Source organism: Dyadobacter luticola, assembly GCF_005860805.1.
GTDB lineage: Bacteria > Bacteroidota > Bacteroidia > Cytophagales > Spirosomataceae > Dyadobacter > Dyadobacter luticola.
This window is the reverse complement of sequence record NZ_VCEJ01000002.1, coordinates 2,416,507-2,433,094: the sequence shown is the minus strand read 5'-3', so window position 1 is coordinate 2,433,094 and position 16,588 is coordinate 2,416,507. Positions and strand designations below refer to the sequence as shown.

Genomic DNA, 16,588 nt, shown 5'->3' with positions numbered 1-16,588 from the left:
TTGTCAGTACTTCGCGACAATCCGATAACTTCCAGCCGTCGGCTTTATCATTTTCACCCACTCTTTTTTAACATCAAAATCCTTCCAAACCTGACCATTTACCAATACAGATTTGATCAACTTTTTCTTCGGATGGCGGAAACGTATCACCAGATTTTCCGGCGGGTTGCGGTTTGATAACGCTATCTCGGCAGTAATTGTCCCGGCATTAGCCTGACTTTTAATGCTATACGAAACATTCCCAAAATTCGTCGGCGCATTTTTTACTTTTATTTCCTGACCATTTTCCAGCCATTTCCTGGGCACTGCCTGACCAAGCATCAAGGTCGTAGAATCGGTTTCATGGATGAGCATGTTGCGGTAGAGTTCGAACCACGCGCCGTCGGTGCTGGGTGGGCCGTAGTATTGCCCCCAGGCCCAGCGGTGTTCGAGAGGTGAGAGCTGGTTGTGGGAAAACCCGCTGGCCATGAGACTGTAAAAAGCTCTGATGGCGGCTTTTGGCTCGTCGCGGAGGAGGTAGGCGGTGGCTTGCTGGACGTAAATCGGTTCGTTAGCCGCGCCCTGGTTTTTCAGGAAAAGGTTGTCTTCGTGGTCGTGCAGCATGGCGGTGGTGAGCCAGCCGCGCGGGTCGATGGCGTTCAGCCGGGCGAGGTGCAACGGACCGCAATCGACGTCGGAAGGGTACCATTGATCCATGAGCCGCCGGTTGATCATCGCGTCCGTCGGAACGAAATTGTTCCAGGTTCCGTCGGCTAGCTGCACCGCGGCCGATTTGACGCTGCTTTTTGAAAATGCTTTTTCAACATCAATTTTCAGCTGTGCCGCAGCGGTCAGCATTTCCTTCGCACGTGGGTGACCGTGCACTGCCAAGGCCTGCCCGAACACTTCCAGTCCCGCCACAAAATAAGCCTGCGAAAATGCCCACTCACGATCAGCATGCGTTAGATCATTGAGCGGACCACGGATCAGCCCGCTGGCTGCGTTCGCTTTTTTTGCATTTACGAGTTGTGCGAGGCACCAGTCTGCGGTTTTGAGCGATTGGGGTAAAAGCCTGTTAAACTGTTCACGATCATGGGATAGGAGATAATTTTTGCCTATCGCATACAAATGTCCGGGAGAATATACAGCCCAATTTGCAAACCCGCCGATGCGACCATCGGGCTGCTGCTGACTGTCGAACATGGCGCTGATCTCGGCGTCCGCCATTGCCTGGTGGCCTCGCAATCCGTACAACATATAATCTACATAAACCGCCTGGTTCACCGGCCAATCGGCATTTTTCTGGCCGTAAGCCGTGTTGGCATAAGGCAAATCCATGTGCAACTTGCCTTTCTCATCTTTCCGGTGGCGCGGTAAAATGAGCGCATGCCAAAGGTTGGCCCGGAAAAGCTCATTTACTGCTTCTTCCGGTACCTCGAAATGCGCGCCTTGGTTGAGCCGGTTTTCCCAATAATCCGCGACGGATTTTCTTTTAGCTAAAAAATCCACGTTTTCGAGCAAATTACTATCAGCAGCAGCGACGGTAGGAGAAGGTAGTTTAACCAAAATTTCCTTCGCGTTGGTGGCATTTAACTCTCCATTAAATGTCAGTTGAACCGTGATAGAAGAATCTAGGTCATTGACCAATTTCGCAGTTTTTACAGAAAATCCTGAACTTGTATTTACACTTAACCAAATTGCATGGGTACCCGCTTCCACCACATTCCAGTGATCGCCGGATTGTTTTGCTTCCAATGTTACCCCATTTTTAACTCCCGCTATTTTTAAGCCAAAAGAAACCGGCCCCGGTTTGCCCGAGAAACGCATTTTGGCAAGCAAAACGCTCGGAATTTCCCCGCCGCCATCTTGGGGCAACTTAGTTAGCGGCGCGGCGAATTGCTCGGTTTCCAAATGTTGGCCTTTCTTTTCAAATTGTGTTTTTAAAATCGGTAAACCATTTAAAATCCGCTGTGATTTCCACTGACTTTCCGGCCAGCTGAAATCCAGCTTAAACTGATGCGGCGAGGCGAAATCCGGTCGGACATTCGCAAAACGGTCTATTGCAAATTTGTATATCGAGCCATGCGCGGCCGCAGTGACGACCAAATGTCCCGTCGTGCCGAGGTACCGGGTTTGCCACGAAACATTCCAAGCCAGTGGATTTCCGAAATCTTCCCATTTATTTTTAAACTCTTTCAAAGAGGCATCGGGTGAACTGTTCACGAGATCCAATGTTCGCTTGCCAGTCAATGTTGCCAGATGTTGCTGAAAATCAACGGGTTTTTCGGTTAATGTGATGTAACAATCATGCTCTGGCAGCCACATTGCGCCGTGCCGCAGGAGCTGTTCGATCGCGATTGAAAAGCCTTTTGTGCCGTCTTCCGCCAGCTGGATTGTCAGTTTCGGCGCGTCGGGCTGGTTCCAGGTATCGTCGTGCATTCGGGCTGACTGGCCGGGGGAGCCGTTTCGCATCAGGTACCCCCACATCGCATCATTATTGATGGTATACTGATCTTTATGTGAAGCCAGTTTCAGCTTTTCCGCCACCGGCGAATGCCAGTTGACAGACACATTTAGCATGTCCACATCCGTTTTTCCAACATGCAGCAGCGACTTTTCGCCAGCCTGATCATTCTTCTCCAGCATGGAACCGGTTACTTCGGAAACCTGCATGCCAGCTGAGCCCGGCAAGATTCGAACTGACTTTGTGATCATGTTAGTCGCGCGATGACCAAAGGAAATGCGGATCCAGGTATGATTAGCAACCGGTTTTTCCTGTAAAATTTTACCAAAAACACAATTGCTGACATTAAGCCAGATAAAAATCAGACAGAAAAATTTAGTCATGAATTGGGACAAGTTTGGTAAATTTCATGGGACGCCTTTTTTTATAAGTCTGAGAACAAAAAGTAGGGAAGTGGCTTTGTCTCCCCGCAGCGTTTTTATTAAGTTTATGATTGGTACCTGGTTAGGGTTCAAAAAGGGGATCAACGTGCTGCTATACGAACTGCTACTTTTTATTGTTGCCGGAACTTTTGTCTTCATGATCAGCAAGATCGCTGAATGGATTGAAGTGAAGTTTCCGCCCAAACCAAAACCGCCCCGCCCACGCCGCCGCCGCGAAATAAAAGCTGATCTCGACGTGCTCTACCACTCTTACCAGCAAGGCTTGCTCGATGAAGCCGCGTACCTGGACCAAACCGACGAGCTGATCGATCAGCTGGCCGAAATCACCTATCGGGATTAAATTTTATCGTGGTAGGAATACCTGCCGCAACCGGTTACTAATTTATGCGCTGTCTTTTTGCCGCGATCGCAATTGATTATCAGCGAGTTTTACATTATTTAAATAATTAATAAGAAATTTTTGACATTTCGGGTTGCATAGATTTCCGGTTACATTCTAATTTGGTAGCAGGATCACCCTTTTCTATCATGTCAAAAACCCAAACGCGGCTGGTCATGGCGATGACCGGCTTGTTCCTGCTTTCGGTTACCATATACCGATGGCAGGCATTCACACACTTTATCTGGACAATCCTGCTTTTCAAAGCACTGGTACCTGCCTCGTTGTTGATGATTTGTTATGGATTGGGCAGAATGTTGAGGCTTCCGCTCGTAGTTTGCCTCGCGCTGCCTCCACTTGCCGAGGCTATAAACTGGCAATATATCCGTCATTTCATCCGGATAAACCAGGTTGCAAATGTTCATCACATCGGGATTTTAGAACGCTGGATCGATTACCGCGATGTGATTCAATTTAACCGGCAATTCAGTAGCTTCAATAACGATCTGGGCTACACGCTCTGGCCGGGCAGTATAGGTGCGCATTCCTCGCTCGAATACCATAACCAATATCAAATCAATAGTTTGGGTGTCCGTGATGACGAGAAGTCCCTGGAAAATCCTGAAATAATTTTTCTTGGCGATTCATTTACGATGGGTTGGGGGATAGATCAGGACAAAACGTTCGCTCATTTAACTGAAAAACAACTAGGAGTGAAGGCACTCAATGCCGGGATTTCTTCTTACGGTACCTTTCGGGAAATGTTGTTATTTAAAAAGTTGCAACGTGATTCATGCAAGTTGCTGGTGATACAGTATTGTGATAATGATCTGGAAGAAAACGTTGCCCATCTCAGAGAAGCCAACCCTTCGCAACGCCTCACTCCTGAAAAATTCGAAAAGGTTACCATTTTCAATCGTATCAACGAAAGCTATTTTCCAATGCGCTACACTTATTTCTTCCTGCGTGAAAAGGATATCTTGAAACGAATATTTACAAATCCCCTTGAAGTTTGGTCTGACAGCCAAGCCGCTTTAACATCCTGGATCTCAGGCAAGCCACTCGCAGAGAATAAACCAGCAGAAATCAAATCCTCATCCAAAGTCCGCGAGCATACCGAGAATTTTTACCATGTTTTAAAGAAAATTAGAGAAATCTATTCCGGCAACATCGTCGTCATGCACCTCGACGGTCGCTATACAAAACCGGAATTAATCAACGCATTCGAAGCGCAAGCCAAACAATCTGGCGACACCCAATTACACTTCCTGCGGACCGCCGACTTTCTGACTGCCCACGATTATTTTCCAGTCGACGGACATCTGAATGCTGCCGGTCATCAGAAAGTGGCTTCCAAGCTGGGTCAATTGATCCGGGAAGTCGGCGGTATTTCCAGTCACGTCAACTGATAGTGCTTGGAATGTGCGATGCAGATGACACATTTTAATTCGATTGACGCACTCATTTTCAGGGTGGCGACGAATAAAACGTCTGCGTCGTATCCAGCTTTTCATCATAATCTCCTTGCATGATCGTGCCGAGGATCACATCGCCGGAAAGGAAATTTTTGGGATCCAGAATTTCTATAATGAAGGATTTACGTCCCTGTTTGGAAAGCCCTCCGAACAGTACTTTGCCGTATTTCCTTTTCCCGATCCAGTTTTTAGAGCCATAACTGGTCAGTCTTTCAATGACTGTGTCGTTCCGTATGATTTGCATGGTATCACCTGTGAACACCAACAATTGATTGATCCCTGGCGAGAAAATTTTTGTGTTGCCAGACTTTTTATCGTAAGTCTTCACTCCGATGTAGGTTCTGTTGCTTGTGCGAATTCCTTTAGCGCTTTTATAATCGAATTCGCAAGAGGTAAGAGACAACCCGATCAAGCAAAGTATGAGAAAATTTTTCATAGACTTTCATTTATGGCCTCATGCCTAATGTAACATTCATGTCAAAATCATACTTCACTCCATCAACTGTAAAGTTATTCATACCATACCACGTATCATCTACTATTCCATTCCATCCCCAATTCATGTGATAGTATGCGTATTCTGTTCCCAGACAAGAACTCATAGGGTTTTGCGGATCAGATTTGTGATACGTGATGTAATTCTGATAACCATCAATCACCCAAATGTGCCAGTCGCCAAAGCCTAGAAATTTTGTTGTCGCATCCATAATTACCGGATGTCCTCCTGTCAGCTCCGAATTTACGGTCGCGTAGTTGCTTAGCCAGCTTACCCGTTTTCCAGCATTTGAATAGCCAGCGGATGCGAATGCATTTTTGATGTCTTCCCTTAGACAGTATGAATTACATTTATTGAAAGCGTAATGCATATTTTCCCACATTCCCGCAGCACGAATCAGTGCAGCAATCTCCCGAGCTCTTACATTGGCAGATGTACAAACATTAGCAAAACTATTTTGTAACGGGTATACATAATTTACCGGCCCTGCTGGTGCGATGGTATAGGTTGCGGGTTTATGATAAACATTCATTACCTGAGCTGCTGCGACAGCACCGCAACCAGCGGAAGAAATCTTGCAAGCTCCGCATGAGGCATTGTTGGATGTTGGGCAAAACATATTGTAGGGACCGAATTGATGCCAATCAGTTGTTGTCAGGATCGCTGATTGATAAAAATAATCCTGGGGACAGGGATCTCCGGGGCAGGGAGGGTCAGTGCAGTCTTCGGTTCTTCCATTAATCAGTCCATCATTTTTGTCCAAAAGATATTGATCCCATAAAATGTCTGCGCCACCGGACGGCTTCGGCTGATTTCTCTTAGCGTCGGCTATGGCGCTCGTTACATATTCAAGCCAGATTTTAATCCCCGGATTATCAGTTTCAAGATCAAAGTAGCCTGAGTCCGACTTGGCCAGAATAGGCCGGATCCTTTTGTCGGCGGCGACAATCACAAAGCCATCTTTCAAAACTTCATTGCCGCCAATCCTTTTGCCAAAGGATATCAAATACATGGCCGGATTGCCATTTCGATCATAGATAGTCTTAGTTTCAATGATTTCCTTTAAAGATCCTTGAACTGCCGACGTTCTGCCATTTCGTATCCCCGAATTCGCTTCTGTTATCGCCAGAAAGCTTCTTGCCACATATTGGGCCTGGCTACTTTCAATCAGATAATCGTCTGGCTTACTGATAGATTCATTCTTGACTGGCTGATCCTGACACTGAATAAAGGTGAGAAAGATCATCACGCATAAAAAGGTCGATGGTAAACTTTTTAAAATCTTCATGGCGGGTGATATCAATGTGAAACATTTGTTCAAGCAGCTTGCACCTGCAAAAGCAAAGATGAATAACCTCTTTCAAACAATGCCGTTTGCAAACGTTTATAGTCGTTTGTAAACGTTTGCAAACGGATATTGCCAAATTCTGGCGGAAAATGCGGGTAGCTCGATCCTCGATTTGAACACAAAATCCCTCAATTTGACTACATGCAGGCGGCTTAGGCGGGCGACATTTGTTGTATAAATTCAAACACAAAAATGATGGCACAGCAAAATGAAAATATAGATGCAGTAACGTACTCGGCATCTGCGACTTCCGGTAAAGTTTGGTTCATAACAGGTGCGTCCCGCGGCTTTGGCCGGGTGTGGACGGAGGCGGCTTTGCAACGTGGCGATAAGGTAGCCGCCACCGCAAGGAATCTGGATAGTATCGCGGATTTCAAGGAAAAATATGGTGACCTGGTACTCCCGCTGGAACTGGATGTAACAAATCCCGAACAAGTAAAAGCGACTGTTAACCAGGCTTTTGAACATTTCGGAAGGCTGGATATTGTGCTCAACAATGCAGGTTACTCGCTGGTGGGGACCATCGAGGAAGCCAATGCCGACGAGGTGAGGGCGCTTTACGAGACGAACATTTTCGGCCCGCTTGCCGTGATTCAGGCTGCTTTGCCACTGTTGCGGAAGCAGGGCGGTGGGCACATTTTGGGTACTTCGAGCAATGTTGGTCATATTACTTACCCGGTGATCGGCTACTATTGCTCTTCAAAATGGGCGTTTGAGGCGATCCATGAGAGTCTGGCGGCTGAGATCGAGCAGTTTAATATCAAGGTAACCATCATTGAGCCAGGTGCTTATGCTACTGAATTCGGCAGCCAGCAGTCGCTCAAATTTTCTGCGGGACTCGACATTTATGGTGATTTCAAAGACCAGTTTTTCAAGCAGTTGATGTCGCTCGAAAGGGGTGACCCGGAAGCAACAGGCGATGCAATCCTGAAAATCGTTGATGCTGAAAACCCACCGCTCAGATTTTTCCTGGGAAGCCACAACTTGCCGGGTATCAAGGAAACTTATGCCGAGCGGATTGCGGTTTGGGAAGAGTGGGATGAAGTAGCGAGCGCAGCACAAGGCAACAATTAATCGATTTAAAATGAAAAAGGAAGAAAGTAATCCCCTGCGATTCGAGTCGCTCTCTGATGCGCACAATGCTTTTGGTTTACCCAAACCATTGCATCCTATGATCAGCCTGATAGACAACCGGTTAACACCCGTGGAGCCTTGCCGGCTCGGGCCTTCGCATGTGCTTACTTTCTATAAAATTTCCTACAAAAGCAAGTTGAGTGGGAAGTTGCGGTATGGGCAAGATTACTATGATTTTGACGAAGGCGGGCTGCTTTTCGCGGCACCAAACCAGATCCTGGGCCCGCATTATGACAATATGAACGAAGAATGTTCTTTGTATACCCTGCTGATCCACCCCGACTTCCTGCTCAACTATCCTTTGGCCAAAAAAATCAAACAATACGGCTTTTTCTCCTACTCGACCAACGAAGCCCTGCACTTATCGGAGCAGGAAAAGACGGTCATCATGTCGATTTTCGACATTATGAGCGGCGAGTTGCAGAGCCGGATCGATGAATTCAGCCAGGATGTGGTGATTTCGCAGATCGAGCTTTTGCTGAATTATGCCAACCGGTTTTACAAAAGACAATTTATTACCCGGAAAGCATCGGGCAACAATCTTTTGGAAAAGGTGGAGGAAACTTTAAACGAATATTTCGATGGCGAAAAAACGACGGAAGAGGGCATTCCGAGCGTCCATTTTCTTTCCGAAAAACTCAACATTTCGCCCAGCTACCTCAGCGATATGCTCCGCTCACTGACGGGCCAGAATGCGCAGCAGCACATCCATAACAAGCTGATCGAGAAGGCGAAAGAAAAATTATCGACCACAAGCCTGACCGTCAGCGAAGTGGCGTATGAACTCGGTTTCGAGCATCCGCAATCATTTAGCAAGTTATTTAAGACAAAGACCAATTTTTCACCACTGGAATTCCGGCGGTCTTTTAACTAAATGATTTTCAGCCGCTCCTCTTCCAGATCGATCTGGTAAAGTTGCTGGCGGATTATCTCCTCATCGATTTTCGGGTCTTTGTTCAGTTCCACCAGATAATTGCGCTGCACTTCCAGCAACTCTACAAAAATCGCTTTCGATTTCACATTCATCCAGCTATCGTCGGTCGCCTTTGCGCGTTCCTCCCACTGCTGGATGATTTTTTTTGCATTCCAGCGTGGCTCTCAGGCATGTTTTCATATTTGGTTTTAAGGAATTCCAAAACATGCTGTTTCAGGCCGCGCTTCATGCGAAGGCGGGTTTCATTTTCCTGCTCTTCCTCCATTAATCCCTCAAAAACGCCGGTACGGCGGATCACATAAGGCAGCGTAAGTCCCTGTACCAGAAGTGTTAGCAGAATTACGATAAATGTGATGAAGAGTATCAGATTCCTTTGGGGAAATGCGGAACCATTATCCAGGCTGACCGGAATGGCCAGTGCGGCAGCCAGAGAAACTACGCCGCGCATACCGGTCCAGCCGAGCATGAGCGGAATCAGTAAACGTCTCCTGGGGGTGCGTGCGCGCGGCATCACGGACGGCCGGAAAATAAGCGTCGCGAGCAACGCGGCGTAGGAACTGATGATTCGTGTGGCAATGATGACGCCCGTGACCAGCAAGCCGTAGCCGATGGCGGTTTTGACAGGAATGCCCATCGCCCGCAGGCCGTCGACAATTTCGGGTAAGTCCAGCCCGATAATCAGGAAAACAATGCCATTTAATATAAAAACAAAGCTTTCCCAGACATTATAACCTTGGATCCGGCTCGCGCTGCTGAGGAAAACCAGTCGCTGGGAGGACATCAGCAAGCCGCCGCTGACCACGGCAAGCACACCTGAACAATGAATCTCTTCCGCCAGCCAATACATTAAATAGGGTTCAACCAAAGTGAGCGCCACGTCCGAAGAAGTATCCGTCGGTAGGCGTTTGTGCATCTGGATCAGCAGCCAGCCGAGCAGCAAACCGAGTCCTGCGCCGCCCACAACCATCCACAAAAAGGTCATTGTCGCTTCCTGCCAGATAAATTGCCCGGTACCGACCGCCACCAGCGCAAACCGGAAAATGATCAGCGAAGACGCATCATTCAGCAGACTTTCACCTTCCAGGATCGCTGACGTAGCTCTGGGTATGGTCACAAATTTGGTGATGGCACCGGTACTTACGGCATCAGGCGGCGACACAATCCCGCCGAGCAGGAAACCCAGCGCAATGGTGAAGCCAGGGATAAAATGATGCGCGACGACAGCGACGGATAATGCGGTGAAAAACACGACCAGAAACGCAAAACTGCCGATAATGCGCCACCATTTCGTCATTTCTTTAAACGAAATCGTCCAAGCCGCCTCAAAAAGCAGGGGCGGCAGGAAGATGAAAAAGATGAGGTCAGGATCGATTTTGACGATGGGCAGGCCGGGGATGAAGCTGATCAGCAGCCCGCCGATCACCAGCAAAATCGGGTAGGCAATTTTGAGTTTTACAGCCCGGATATTCAGTAAAACGATGACCGCGATCATCGCCAGTATAAACGGTAAAATGGTGTGCATGGGGGGAATGTCAGATATATTTTAAAGAAAAACATTATTCTCCCAGCCACAAAAACTTATTGTTTTAGTTTTAATATTTTTTTGCATACTTTTAAATGTTCATACATACGAACATATCTGCCTTTCTTACTACCTCAATTTGTCCTGCTGAATGAAATTGCAACGATGGATGATCTATGGCATGTTGCTGCTGGCGGCAGGATTTTCTTCCTGCGGCGGAGAATCTTCGGGAGGGAAAAACGGGGCGGAGGGTGTGGAGATAAACGAAAAGGAATTCACCGCGGAGCGGGACACGGCCTGGACAAACCTGTTTTTAAGAAAATCGGGCTGGTTTGGTGGCGACGGTACTTATTCAGTTTCACTTTCTGGTAAGGATTCGGAGAAAAATGACAGCCTGCTATTTCTGTTCAGCGATACCACGATCGGTGAGATCGTCGGCGATTCTTTGCAGCCCGGTATGGTCATGACAAATAATTCGGTAGCAGTTTTGAAAGGTAAAAAGCCTGATCCTGCGAACATTACCTTTAATATGCCGCAAGAAAATGGTGCGTATAAGGCCATTTTTATTCCTAAAACCGATAAGCCTGATAAGGATACGTATTTCTGGCTGGGTGACGGTTTTGTAAATCCGGATGCGAACAAAGACCTTTTTATTTTCGCTTTTAAAATCACCAATACCCACGACAATTCGCAGTTTCCGTTCAAAGAGACGGGGAATGCGCTGATCAGGGTGCCTGCTGGAAGTGACTTTCCTTACAAAAATCAGCAGCAGACGGAGTTGCCTTTTAATCAAAGTAAAAGTGGACAGGAAAATATTTCTTTCGGCGCGGCGGTGTTTAATAATAGTAAATCTGCCGGCGAAGTGGATGGCGATGGGTTCGTATATGTTTATGGTGTTCAGGGTTTGAACAAAAAGCTCGTGGCGGCAAGAACCCTCCCGGCGGATATTGAAAAATTCGATACCTGGGAATTTTGGGATGGAAAAAGCTGGTCGAAAGAAGTGAAATCGGCGGCGATGCTCAGTGATTCTGTTTCAAATGAAATGAGCGTGAGCAGGTTAGCCAAAGGTAAATATGCACTGGTGTATCAGCTGGGAAGCATTTTTCCGCAAATTTGTTTGCAGGTCGGGCCGACGCCGGTGGGGCCTTTCGGGCCGCGGATTGTGCTTTATAAAACAACAAATGACATCAATGATCCCGACCTGATCACCTACAATGCCAAGGCGCACGCGGCACTTTCGGCACCGGGCGAGCTGCTGATTTCGTATAATGTCAACAGTTTCAAGTTCATGGAAATGATCCAAAGGAAGCCTGACCTTTATCGTCCGCGGTTTGTCCGGGTCAAATTCAAGCAACAACCTAAACCTACAAACCCCTGAAAATGACTGCCGAAGATACGAGGACTTTTACGGCCAAAAACACACCGTACATTCTGCTGCTGACCAGCGTCGCAGCATTTGGCGGCTTTCTTTTTGGTTATGACACAGCGGTGATCGCCGGGGCGATCGGTTATCTTCAAATCAAGTTCAATCTTTCGCCGCTCATGGTTGGCTGGGCAGCGAGCAGTGCGATCTGGGGTTGCGTTTTAGGTGCTATGTCTGCCGGATATCTCAGTGATCAATATGGCCGGAAAGTGGTTCTGATCGCCACAGCGATACTTTTTGCACTGCCGGCCTACGGTTCGGCGGTGGTGAATGATCTTACGAGCTTCATAATCATGCGCTTACTCGGAGGGATCGGCGTCGGGGCGGCTTCTATGCTGTGCCCAATGTACATTTCCGAAATCGCGCCGTCGAACATCCGGGGACGGCTGGTGACTTTTTACCAGCTGGCGATTGTGCTGGGAATCAACATTATCTATGTGATTAACCTGAAAATTAGTCAGGCCGGTGACGAGGCCTGGAACATTGAAAGCGGCTGGCGGTATATGCTGGGCTCGGAGGTAATTCCGGCTGCGCTGTTTTTTATCCTGTTGTTTTTTGTGCCCGAAAGTCCGCGCTGGCTGGCGTCGAAATCGAAGGATGCTGAGGCAAAACGGATTTTAGAAAAAATCAATGGAAAACCAGCTGCGGAGGAAATTTATGCGGAGATAGCCGAAAGTCTGCACGACGAAAAGGGCAGCCTCAAAGATTTATTGGACCAAAAACTGCGCAAGCCGCTGCTGATCGGTGTGATATTGTCGCTCTTCTCCCAAATCACGGGTATTAATGCAGTCATCTATTACGCGCCGGAAATTTTCAAAAGCATCGGTTTTGGCGCGGAATCGGCATTTATGCAAACCATTATCATTGGCGTCGTCAACTTGCTTTTCACGCTTGTCGCTATCTGGCTTATTGACCGTGCGGGTCGGCGGAGCCTGCTGATCTGGGGCGTTGCAGGGATGGTGATCTGCCTTTTCGCGACGGGAATTTGTTTTTATTTCAATTTCAAAAACGGCCCCTGGCTGCTTATTTTCATCCTTGGCTACATTGCCAGTTTCGCTGTGTCGCTGGGGCCGATTCCCTGGGTAATGATGTCAGAAATTTTCCCGACTAAAATTCGAGGTATAGCTATGTCGCTGGCTACGTTGGTGTTATGGATCGGTGTGGTAGCAATCACGCAGCTGACGCCGTATTTTTTGAAAAACTTTGGCGGTGCGGTGACATTCTGGATTTTCATGGTGAATGCGGTCATTATCTGGATTTTTACATTTAAAAATATCCCGGAAACGAAGGGGAGGACTTTGGAAGAAATTGAAAAAAGCTGGTAGCAGCTTTTTAGCGATGACAAAAATTTAAAATGAAAGATATTTTTATCGGGGTTGATTTTGGAGGGACGCGGATCAAGCTGGGGCTGGTTAACGAAGGTAAGATCCTGGCCGACAGTAACATTGAGGCAGCTTCCGCATTGACATTTGAAGAACGGCTGGTGGACATTGCGGTGCAAATGCGGAGGATGCTGGCGGGTGGGAAGTATCGGTTGACGGGTATCGGTTTTGCGTTTCCGGGAATCGTAAATTTTTATTCCGGGCAAATTTTGTCCAGGTACGTCAAGTATCCCGGCGCGGAAAATGTGGATTTGAATGCCTGGGCCGACAAACATTTTGGCGTGCCGATGGTGGTGGAAAACGATGCCAGGGCTGCTTTGATCGGGGAGTGGCAGCATGGCGCCGGGCGTGGAAGCGACAATCTGGTGCTGGTAACATTCGGTACGGGTGTGGGCACCGGGGTTTTGATCCACGGTAAGCCGCTGCGCGGGAAGAATTTCGTCGGTGGAAATCTGGGCGGACATTCTACCATCAACTTCGAAGGTAACATTTGCAACTGCGGCAATATTGGATGCGTGGAAAGTGAAAGTTCGACCTGGGCTTTGACAAAACTGGCGCGGGAATCGGCGGAGTATCCGACGAGCAAGCTGGCAGAAGTGGAAGTAATTGATTTTAAAAGTCTTTTTGAAACAGCAGAAAAAGGCGATCCGCTGGCCGTGAAATTAAAAGACAGATGCCTGAAAGTCTGGTCATTATGTGTGATCAACCTCGTCCATGCCTATGATCCGGACAAGGTGATTTTTGGCGGCGGGATCATGAAAAGCAGCCACATTATTTTACCCTATATCAAAGAAATGCTCGACAAACATGCGTGGATCAACGCCTCCGATGTGGAGCTGGAAGTCGCTGCCGAGCCGGAGTATGCGGGAATTTTGGGGGTTTACGAATTATTGAAGCAAAAAACACATTAAAGATGCATTCCAGTTACGACAAGTTTCCATTTGTAGAAATCAGCAAATCGTCAGATCTCTGTTTTACGGGCTGGGCGCGCATTTTCTCGGAAGTTACCCGTCTTATTCAGTCCAAAAATCAGGTTAAGACGGTCATTTGCATGGACTTATATCACGGCGTGAATGTGGCGGAGATGCTGAATGTTGTGAAGGCGAACCTGGAAATCACCGCATTGTTCAACACCAACGATTTTCTGAAAACGCCTGAGCTGATCCGCGAAATGGTATTTCCGTATGTTACGGATGATCCGGTTTTCGGTAAGATCAATAACATTGAAATGGCGGATTTTTTTGAAGCAGATAAATTACAAAGTGCTCAGGAAGAGATCAAAGCAATTAATTCCGGGCTCGTAGTGATTTGCGGCGAAGGTGCTGCGCTTTTTGCGAAACCCGATATTTTGATCTACGCCGACCTGGCGCGCTGGGAAATCCAGAAGAGGATGAAACGCAATGAAGTAGGCAATTTTGGAAGTGATAACCTCGCCGAAAGTTTTGCTTTAAAATACAAGCAAGGCTATTTTCTCGACTGGCGCGTTTTCGACCGGCACAAACTTTCATTTTTTGATCAGATCGATTATTTCCTCGACGCCAACATTCCGGACGCGCCTAAAATGCTGAGCGCGAGCACGTACCAAAAAGGTCTGGACGAGACAGTATCGCGGCCATTTCGTGTTGTGCCATTTTTTGACCCGGGTCCCTGGGGTGGGCAGTGGCTGAAAGAAGTGGTGGATCTCGACCGGGACGAGGTGAATTATGCCTGGGGTTTTGATTGTGTGCCCGAAGAAAACAGCCTGCTTTTTAAAGTGGGCGAACATTTGTTCGAGCTGCCGTCGATTAATCTCGTTTTGACAAGGCCTAAAAAATTGCTGGGCGAGCTGATTTATAATGAGTTCGGGGCGGAATTCCCGATCCGGTTTGACTTTCTGGATACCATGGACGGTGGAAATCTGAGCTTGCAGGTACATCCGACGCGGGCGTACATTCAGGAAAAATTCGGCATGAGCTATACCCAGGATGAAAGTTATTATTTCCTTGAAGCCCAGGAAGATGCATGCGTATATCTTGGTACGCACAAAAATGTGAATGCCGCTGAAATGATCGCGGATCTCGAAAAAGCGCAGCGCGGGATGACCGATTTCGATGCGGAAAAATATGTGAACAAGTTGCCCGTCAAAAAACACGACCATGTGCTGATCCCGGCTGGTACCATACATTGCTCGGGCAAAAACGCGGTGGTGCTCGAAATTTCGGCTACGCCCTACATTTTTACCTTTAAGTTGTGGGATTGGGGCAGGCTGGGGCTGGACGGAAAACCACGGCCAATCAACATTGAGCATGGGAAAAACGTGATCGATTACACGCGGGACGAAGATTGGGTGAAGAAAAACCTGTTTAATAATGTGACCGACATTTCGCGAAATGGTCACGTCCGGGAAGAATCCACCGGCTTGTATGCCACGCAATTCATCGAAACCCGGCGGCATTGGTTCGATGCGAAAGTGACACATTATACGGATGGAAATATGAATGTGGTGAACCTGGTGGAAGGTCGGGAAGTGGTTGTGGAGAGTCCGGAGGGGCTTTTTGAGCCCTATGTGGTACATTATGCGGAAACATTTATTGTCCCGGCGCATGTTCCGGCTTATACGGTGGCGCCTTTTGGCGAGTCGGCGGGGCAGCAGTGCGCGACGATCAAGGCTTATATCAGAACTTAGGCGGTTTTAGAAAGGCCCCTGAATTTGCTATTTTTGTCACGCCTATTTGATTTTTCCCAACATGAAATTTAGCATCGATCACAAAAGTCCGGTCCCTCTGCATATCCAGGCCGAAAACCTGCTACGCACAATGATCAACGATCCGGAACATTTGAACGGAAAGTTTCTGCCCAACGAGGTGGAGCTGGCCAAGCAGCTGGCTATTTCCAGATCGACTTTGCGACAGGCTTTGAACAAGCTGGTCTATGAAGGACTTTTGATCCGTAAAAAGGGGATTGGTACCAAAGTGGCTGAGCCGGTAATCAGTTCAAAATCAAAGAACTGGCTTAGCTTTACGCAGGAGATGAATGCGCGGGGGATTAATGTTAAAAACTTCGAGCTGCATGTAACCTGGGTGACGCCGGACGAAAAGATCGCCAACTTTTTTGACATTGATGCCGATAAGAAAATCCTGAAACTGGAACGTCTCAGGGGAAAAGTGGAGGGGCCTTTTGTTTATTTCATTTCCTATTTCCACCCGCGGGTAGGCCTCACCGGAGAGGAGGATTTCAAACGTCCGCTGTACGATATTCTGGAAAGGGACCATCTGGTGGTCGCGACATTGTCCAAAGAGGAAGTGGGCGCGATCGCTGCCGACAAGTTCATCGCCTCCAAGCTGGAAGTAGAGCCAGGAAGCCCAATATTGTTCCGGAAACGTTTCGTTTTTGACCAGGGCGAGCGGCCCATCGAGTACAACCTCGGCTACTACCGCGCCGACAGCTTCGTTTATACTGTCGAAAGCGTCCGGGAGTAAGCACTATTTTTCTTCTGCGTATATAGTATCTGGTTAGCTTGAAGAATTGGTTTTTCGAGTTAAAGAAGTGCGCCCTTTTTCAGTTCGCAGCATCTTGGATATCCTTCCCTAACCTTCCCGATTTTTGATAAAATGTATTATTTCATCAAAA

The 16,588-nt window shown here is 47.7% G+C and carries 14 protein-coding genes; 9 read left to right on the top strand and 5 right to left on the bottom strand.

The window, feature by feature from the left end; translation table 11 throughout:
- Positions 1 to 3: 3 nt before the first annotated feature.
- Positions 4 to 2,826, bottom strand: coding sequence for a hypothetical protein (locus FEN17_RS10170; RefSeq protein ID WP_138365135.1), 2,823 nt, complete (start codon positions 2,824 to 2,826; stop codon positions 4 to 6).
- Here FEN17_RS10170 and FEN17_RS10165 point away from each other — a divergent pair.
- Both FEN17_RS10165 and FEN17_RS10160 read left to right on the top strand, forming a co-directional pair.
- Positions 2,825 to 3,226 (top strand): hypothetical protein, encoded by a 402-nt coding sequence (locus tag FEN17_RS10165; RefSeq protein WP_138365134.1) that lies wholly within the window; start codon positions 2,825 to 2,827, stop codon positions 3,224 to 3,226. The two genes, FEN17_RS10170 and FEN17_RS10165, sit on opposite strands and share 2 nt — an antisense overlap.
- A 188-nt stretch (positions 3,227 to 3,414) precedes the next feature.
- Entirely contained in the window at positions 3,415 to 4,674 is a 1,260-nt protein-coding gene (locus FEN17_RS10160; protein ID WP_138365133.1) for an SGNH/GDSL hydrolase family protein, read from the top strand.
- 58 nt (positions 4,675 to 4,732) lie between these two features.
- Here the strand turns inward: FEN17_RS10160 and FEN17_RS10155 are convergent, their stop codons facing one another.
- The gene (locus FEN17_RS10155; protein ID WP_138365132.1) at positions 4,733 to 4,984 is read right to left on the bottom strand and encodes a hypothetical protein; all 252 of its coding nucleotides are present in this window, start codon (positions 4,982 to 4,984) and stop codon (positions 4,733 to 4,735) included.
- A 202-nt stretch (positions 4,985 to 5,186) separates the two neighbouring features.
- Complete coding sequence (locus tag FEN17_RS10150; protein ID WP_138365131.1) at positions 5,187 to 6,524, bottom strand: C10 family peptidase; 1,338 nt, start codon at positions 6,522 to 6,524, stop codon at positions 5,187 to 5,189.
- 252 nt (positions 6,525 to 6,776) lie between these two features.
- Here FEN17_RS10150 and FEN17_RS10145 point away from each other — a divergent pair, with 252 nt between their 5' ends.
- Complete coding sequence (locus FEN17_RS10145; RefSeq protein ID WP_310589753.1) at positions 6,777 to 7,658, top strand: SDR family NAD(P)-dependent oxidoreductase; 882 nt, start codon at positions 6,777 to 6,779, stop codon at positions 7,656 to 7,658.
- A 10-nt stretch (positions 7,659 to 7,668) separates the two neighbouring features.
- A complete protein-coding gene (locus FEN17_RS10140; protein ID WP_138365130.1) occupies positions 7,669 to 8,592 on the top strand; it encodes a helix-turn-helix domain-containing protein in 924 nt (307 codons plus the stop codon).
- Here FEN17_RS10140 and FEN17_RS27660 read toward each other — a convergent pair.
- Together FEN17_RS27660 and FEN17_RS10135 are read right to left on the bottom strand one after the other, a co-directional pair.
- The gene (locus FEN17_RS27660) at positions 8,589 to 8,738 is read right to left on the bottom strand and encodes a hypothetical protein (protein WP_229208759.1); all 150 of its coding nucleotides are present in this window, start codon (positions 8,736 to 8,738) and stop codon (positions 8,589 to 8,591) included. The two genes, FEN17_RS10140 and FEN17_RS27660, sit on opposite strands and share 4 nt — an antisense overlap.
- Before the next feature lie 2 nt (positions 8,739 to 8,740).
- A complete protein-coding gene (locus FEN17_RS10135) occupies positions 8,741 to 10,174 on the bottom strand; it encodes a Na+/H+ antiporter (protein ID WP_229208758.1) in 1,434 nt (477 codons plus the stop codon).
- A gap of 151 nt (positions 10,175 to 10,325) precedes the next feature.
- Here FEN17_RS10135 and FEN17_RS10130 point away from each other — a divergent pair, with 151 nt between their 5' ends.
- The 5 genes from FEN17_RS10130 (at position 10,326) to FEN17_RS10110 (ending at position 16,437) form a co-directional block, all read left to right on the top strand.
- Entirely contained in the window at positions 10,326 to 11,552 is a 1,227-nt protein-coding gene (locus FEN17_RS10130; RefSeq protein ID WP_138365129.1) for a DUF5005 domain-containing protein, read from the top strand.
- A gap of 2 nt (positions 11,553 to 11,554) precedes the next feature.
- Entirely contained in the window at positions 11,555 to 12,922 is a 1,368-nt protein-coding gene (locus tag FEN17_RS10125) for a sugar porter family MFS transporter (protein ID WP_138365128.1), read from the top strand.
- A gap of 29 nt (positions 12,923 to 12,951) precedes the next feature.
- Entirely contained in the window at positions 12,952 to 13,890 is a 939-nt protein-coding gene (locus FEN17_RS10120) for an ROK family protein (RefSeq protein WP_138365127.1), read from the top strand.
- Positions 13,891 to 13,892: 2 nt separating this feature from the next.
- Positions 13,893 to 15,644 carry a class I mannose-6-phosphate isomerase gene (locus FEN17_RS10115; protein WP_138365126.1) on the top strand — a complete coding sequence of 584 codons (1,752 nt, stop codon included), beginning with the start codon at positions 13,893 to 13,895 and terminating at the stop codon, positions 15,642 to 15,644.
- A 61-nt stretch (positions 15,645 to 15,705) separates the two neighbouring features.
- Positions 15,706 to 16,437: a GntR family transcriptional regulator gene (locus tag FEN17_RS10110; RefSeq protein ID WP_138365125.1), complete on the top strand. Its 732-nt coding sequence runs from the start codon at positions 15,706 to 15,708 to the stop codon at positions 16,435 to 16,437.
- Positions 16,438 to 16,588: the final 151 nt, after the last annotated feature.

Coding starts and splice junctions, on each gene's coding strand:
- FEN17_RS10165 (WP_138365134.1), top strand. CDS start 2,825: ATGAATTGGGACAAGTTTGGTAAATTTCATGGGACGCCTTTTTTTATA.
- FEN17_RS10170 (WP_138365135.1), bottom strand. CDS start 2,826: ATGACTAAATTTTTCTGTCTGATTTTTATCTGGCTTAATGTCAGCAAT.
- FEN17_RS10160 (WP_138365133.1), top strand. CDS start 3,415: ATGTCAAAAACCCAAACGCGGCTGGTCATGGCGATGACCGGCTTGTTC.
- FEN17_RS10155 (WP_138365132.1), bottom strand. CDS start 4,984: ATGCAAATCATACGGAACGACACAGTCATTGAAAGACTGACCAGTTAT.
- FEN17_RS10150 (WP_138365131.1), bottom strand. CDS start 6,524: ATGAAGATTTTAAAAAGTTTACCATCGACCTTTTTATGCGTGATGATC.
- FEN17_RS10145 (WP_310589753.1), top strand. CDS start 6,777: ATGATGGCACAGCAAAATGAAAATATAGATGCAGTAACGTACTCGGCA.
- FEN17_RS10140 (WP_138365130.1), top strand. CDS start 7,669: ATGAAAAAGGAAGAAAGTAATCCCCTGCGATTCGAGTCGCTCTCTGAT.
- FEN17_RS10135 (WP_229208758.1), bottom strand. CDS start 10,174: ATGCACACCATTTTACCGTTTATACTGGCGATGATCGCGGTCATCGTT.
- FEN17_RS10130 (WP_138365129.1), top strand. CDS start 10,326: ATGAAATTGCAACGATGGATGATCTATGGCATGTTGCTGCTGGCGGCA.
- FEN17_RS10125 (WP_138365128.1), top strand. CDS start 11,555: ATGACTGCCGAAGATACGAGGACTTTTACGGCCAAAAACACACCGTAC.
- FEN17_RS10120 (WP_138365127.1), top strand. CDS start 12,952: ATGAAAGATATTTTTATCGGGGTTGATTTTGGAGGGACGCGGATCAAG.
- FEN17_RS10115 (WP_138365126.1), top strand. CDS start 13,893: ATGCATTCCAGTTACGACAAGTTTCCATTTGTAGAAATCAGCAAATCG.
- FEN17_RS10110 (WP_138365125.1), top strand. CDS start 15,706: ATGAAATTTAGCATCGATCACAAAAGTCCGGTCCCTCTGCATATCCAG.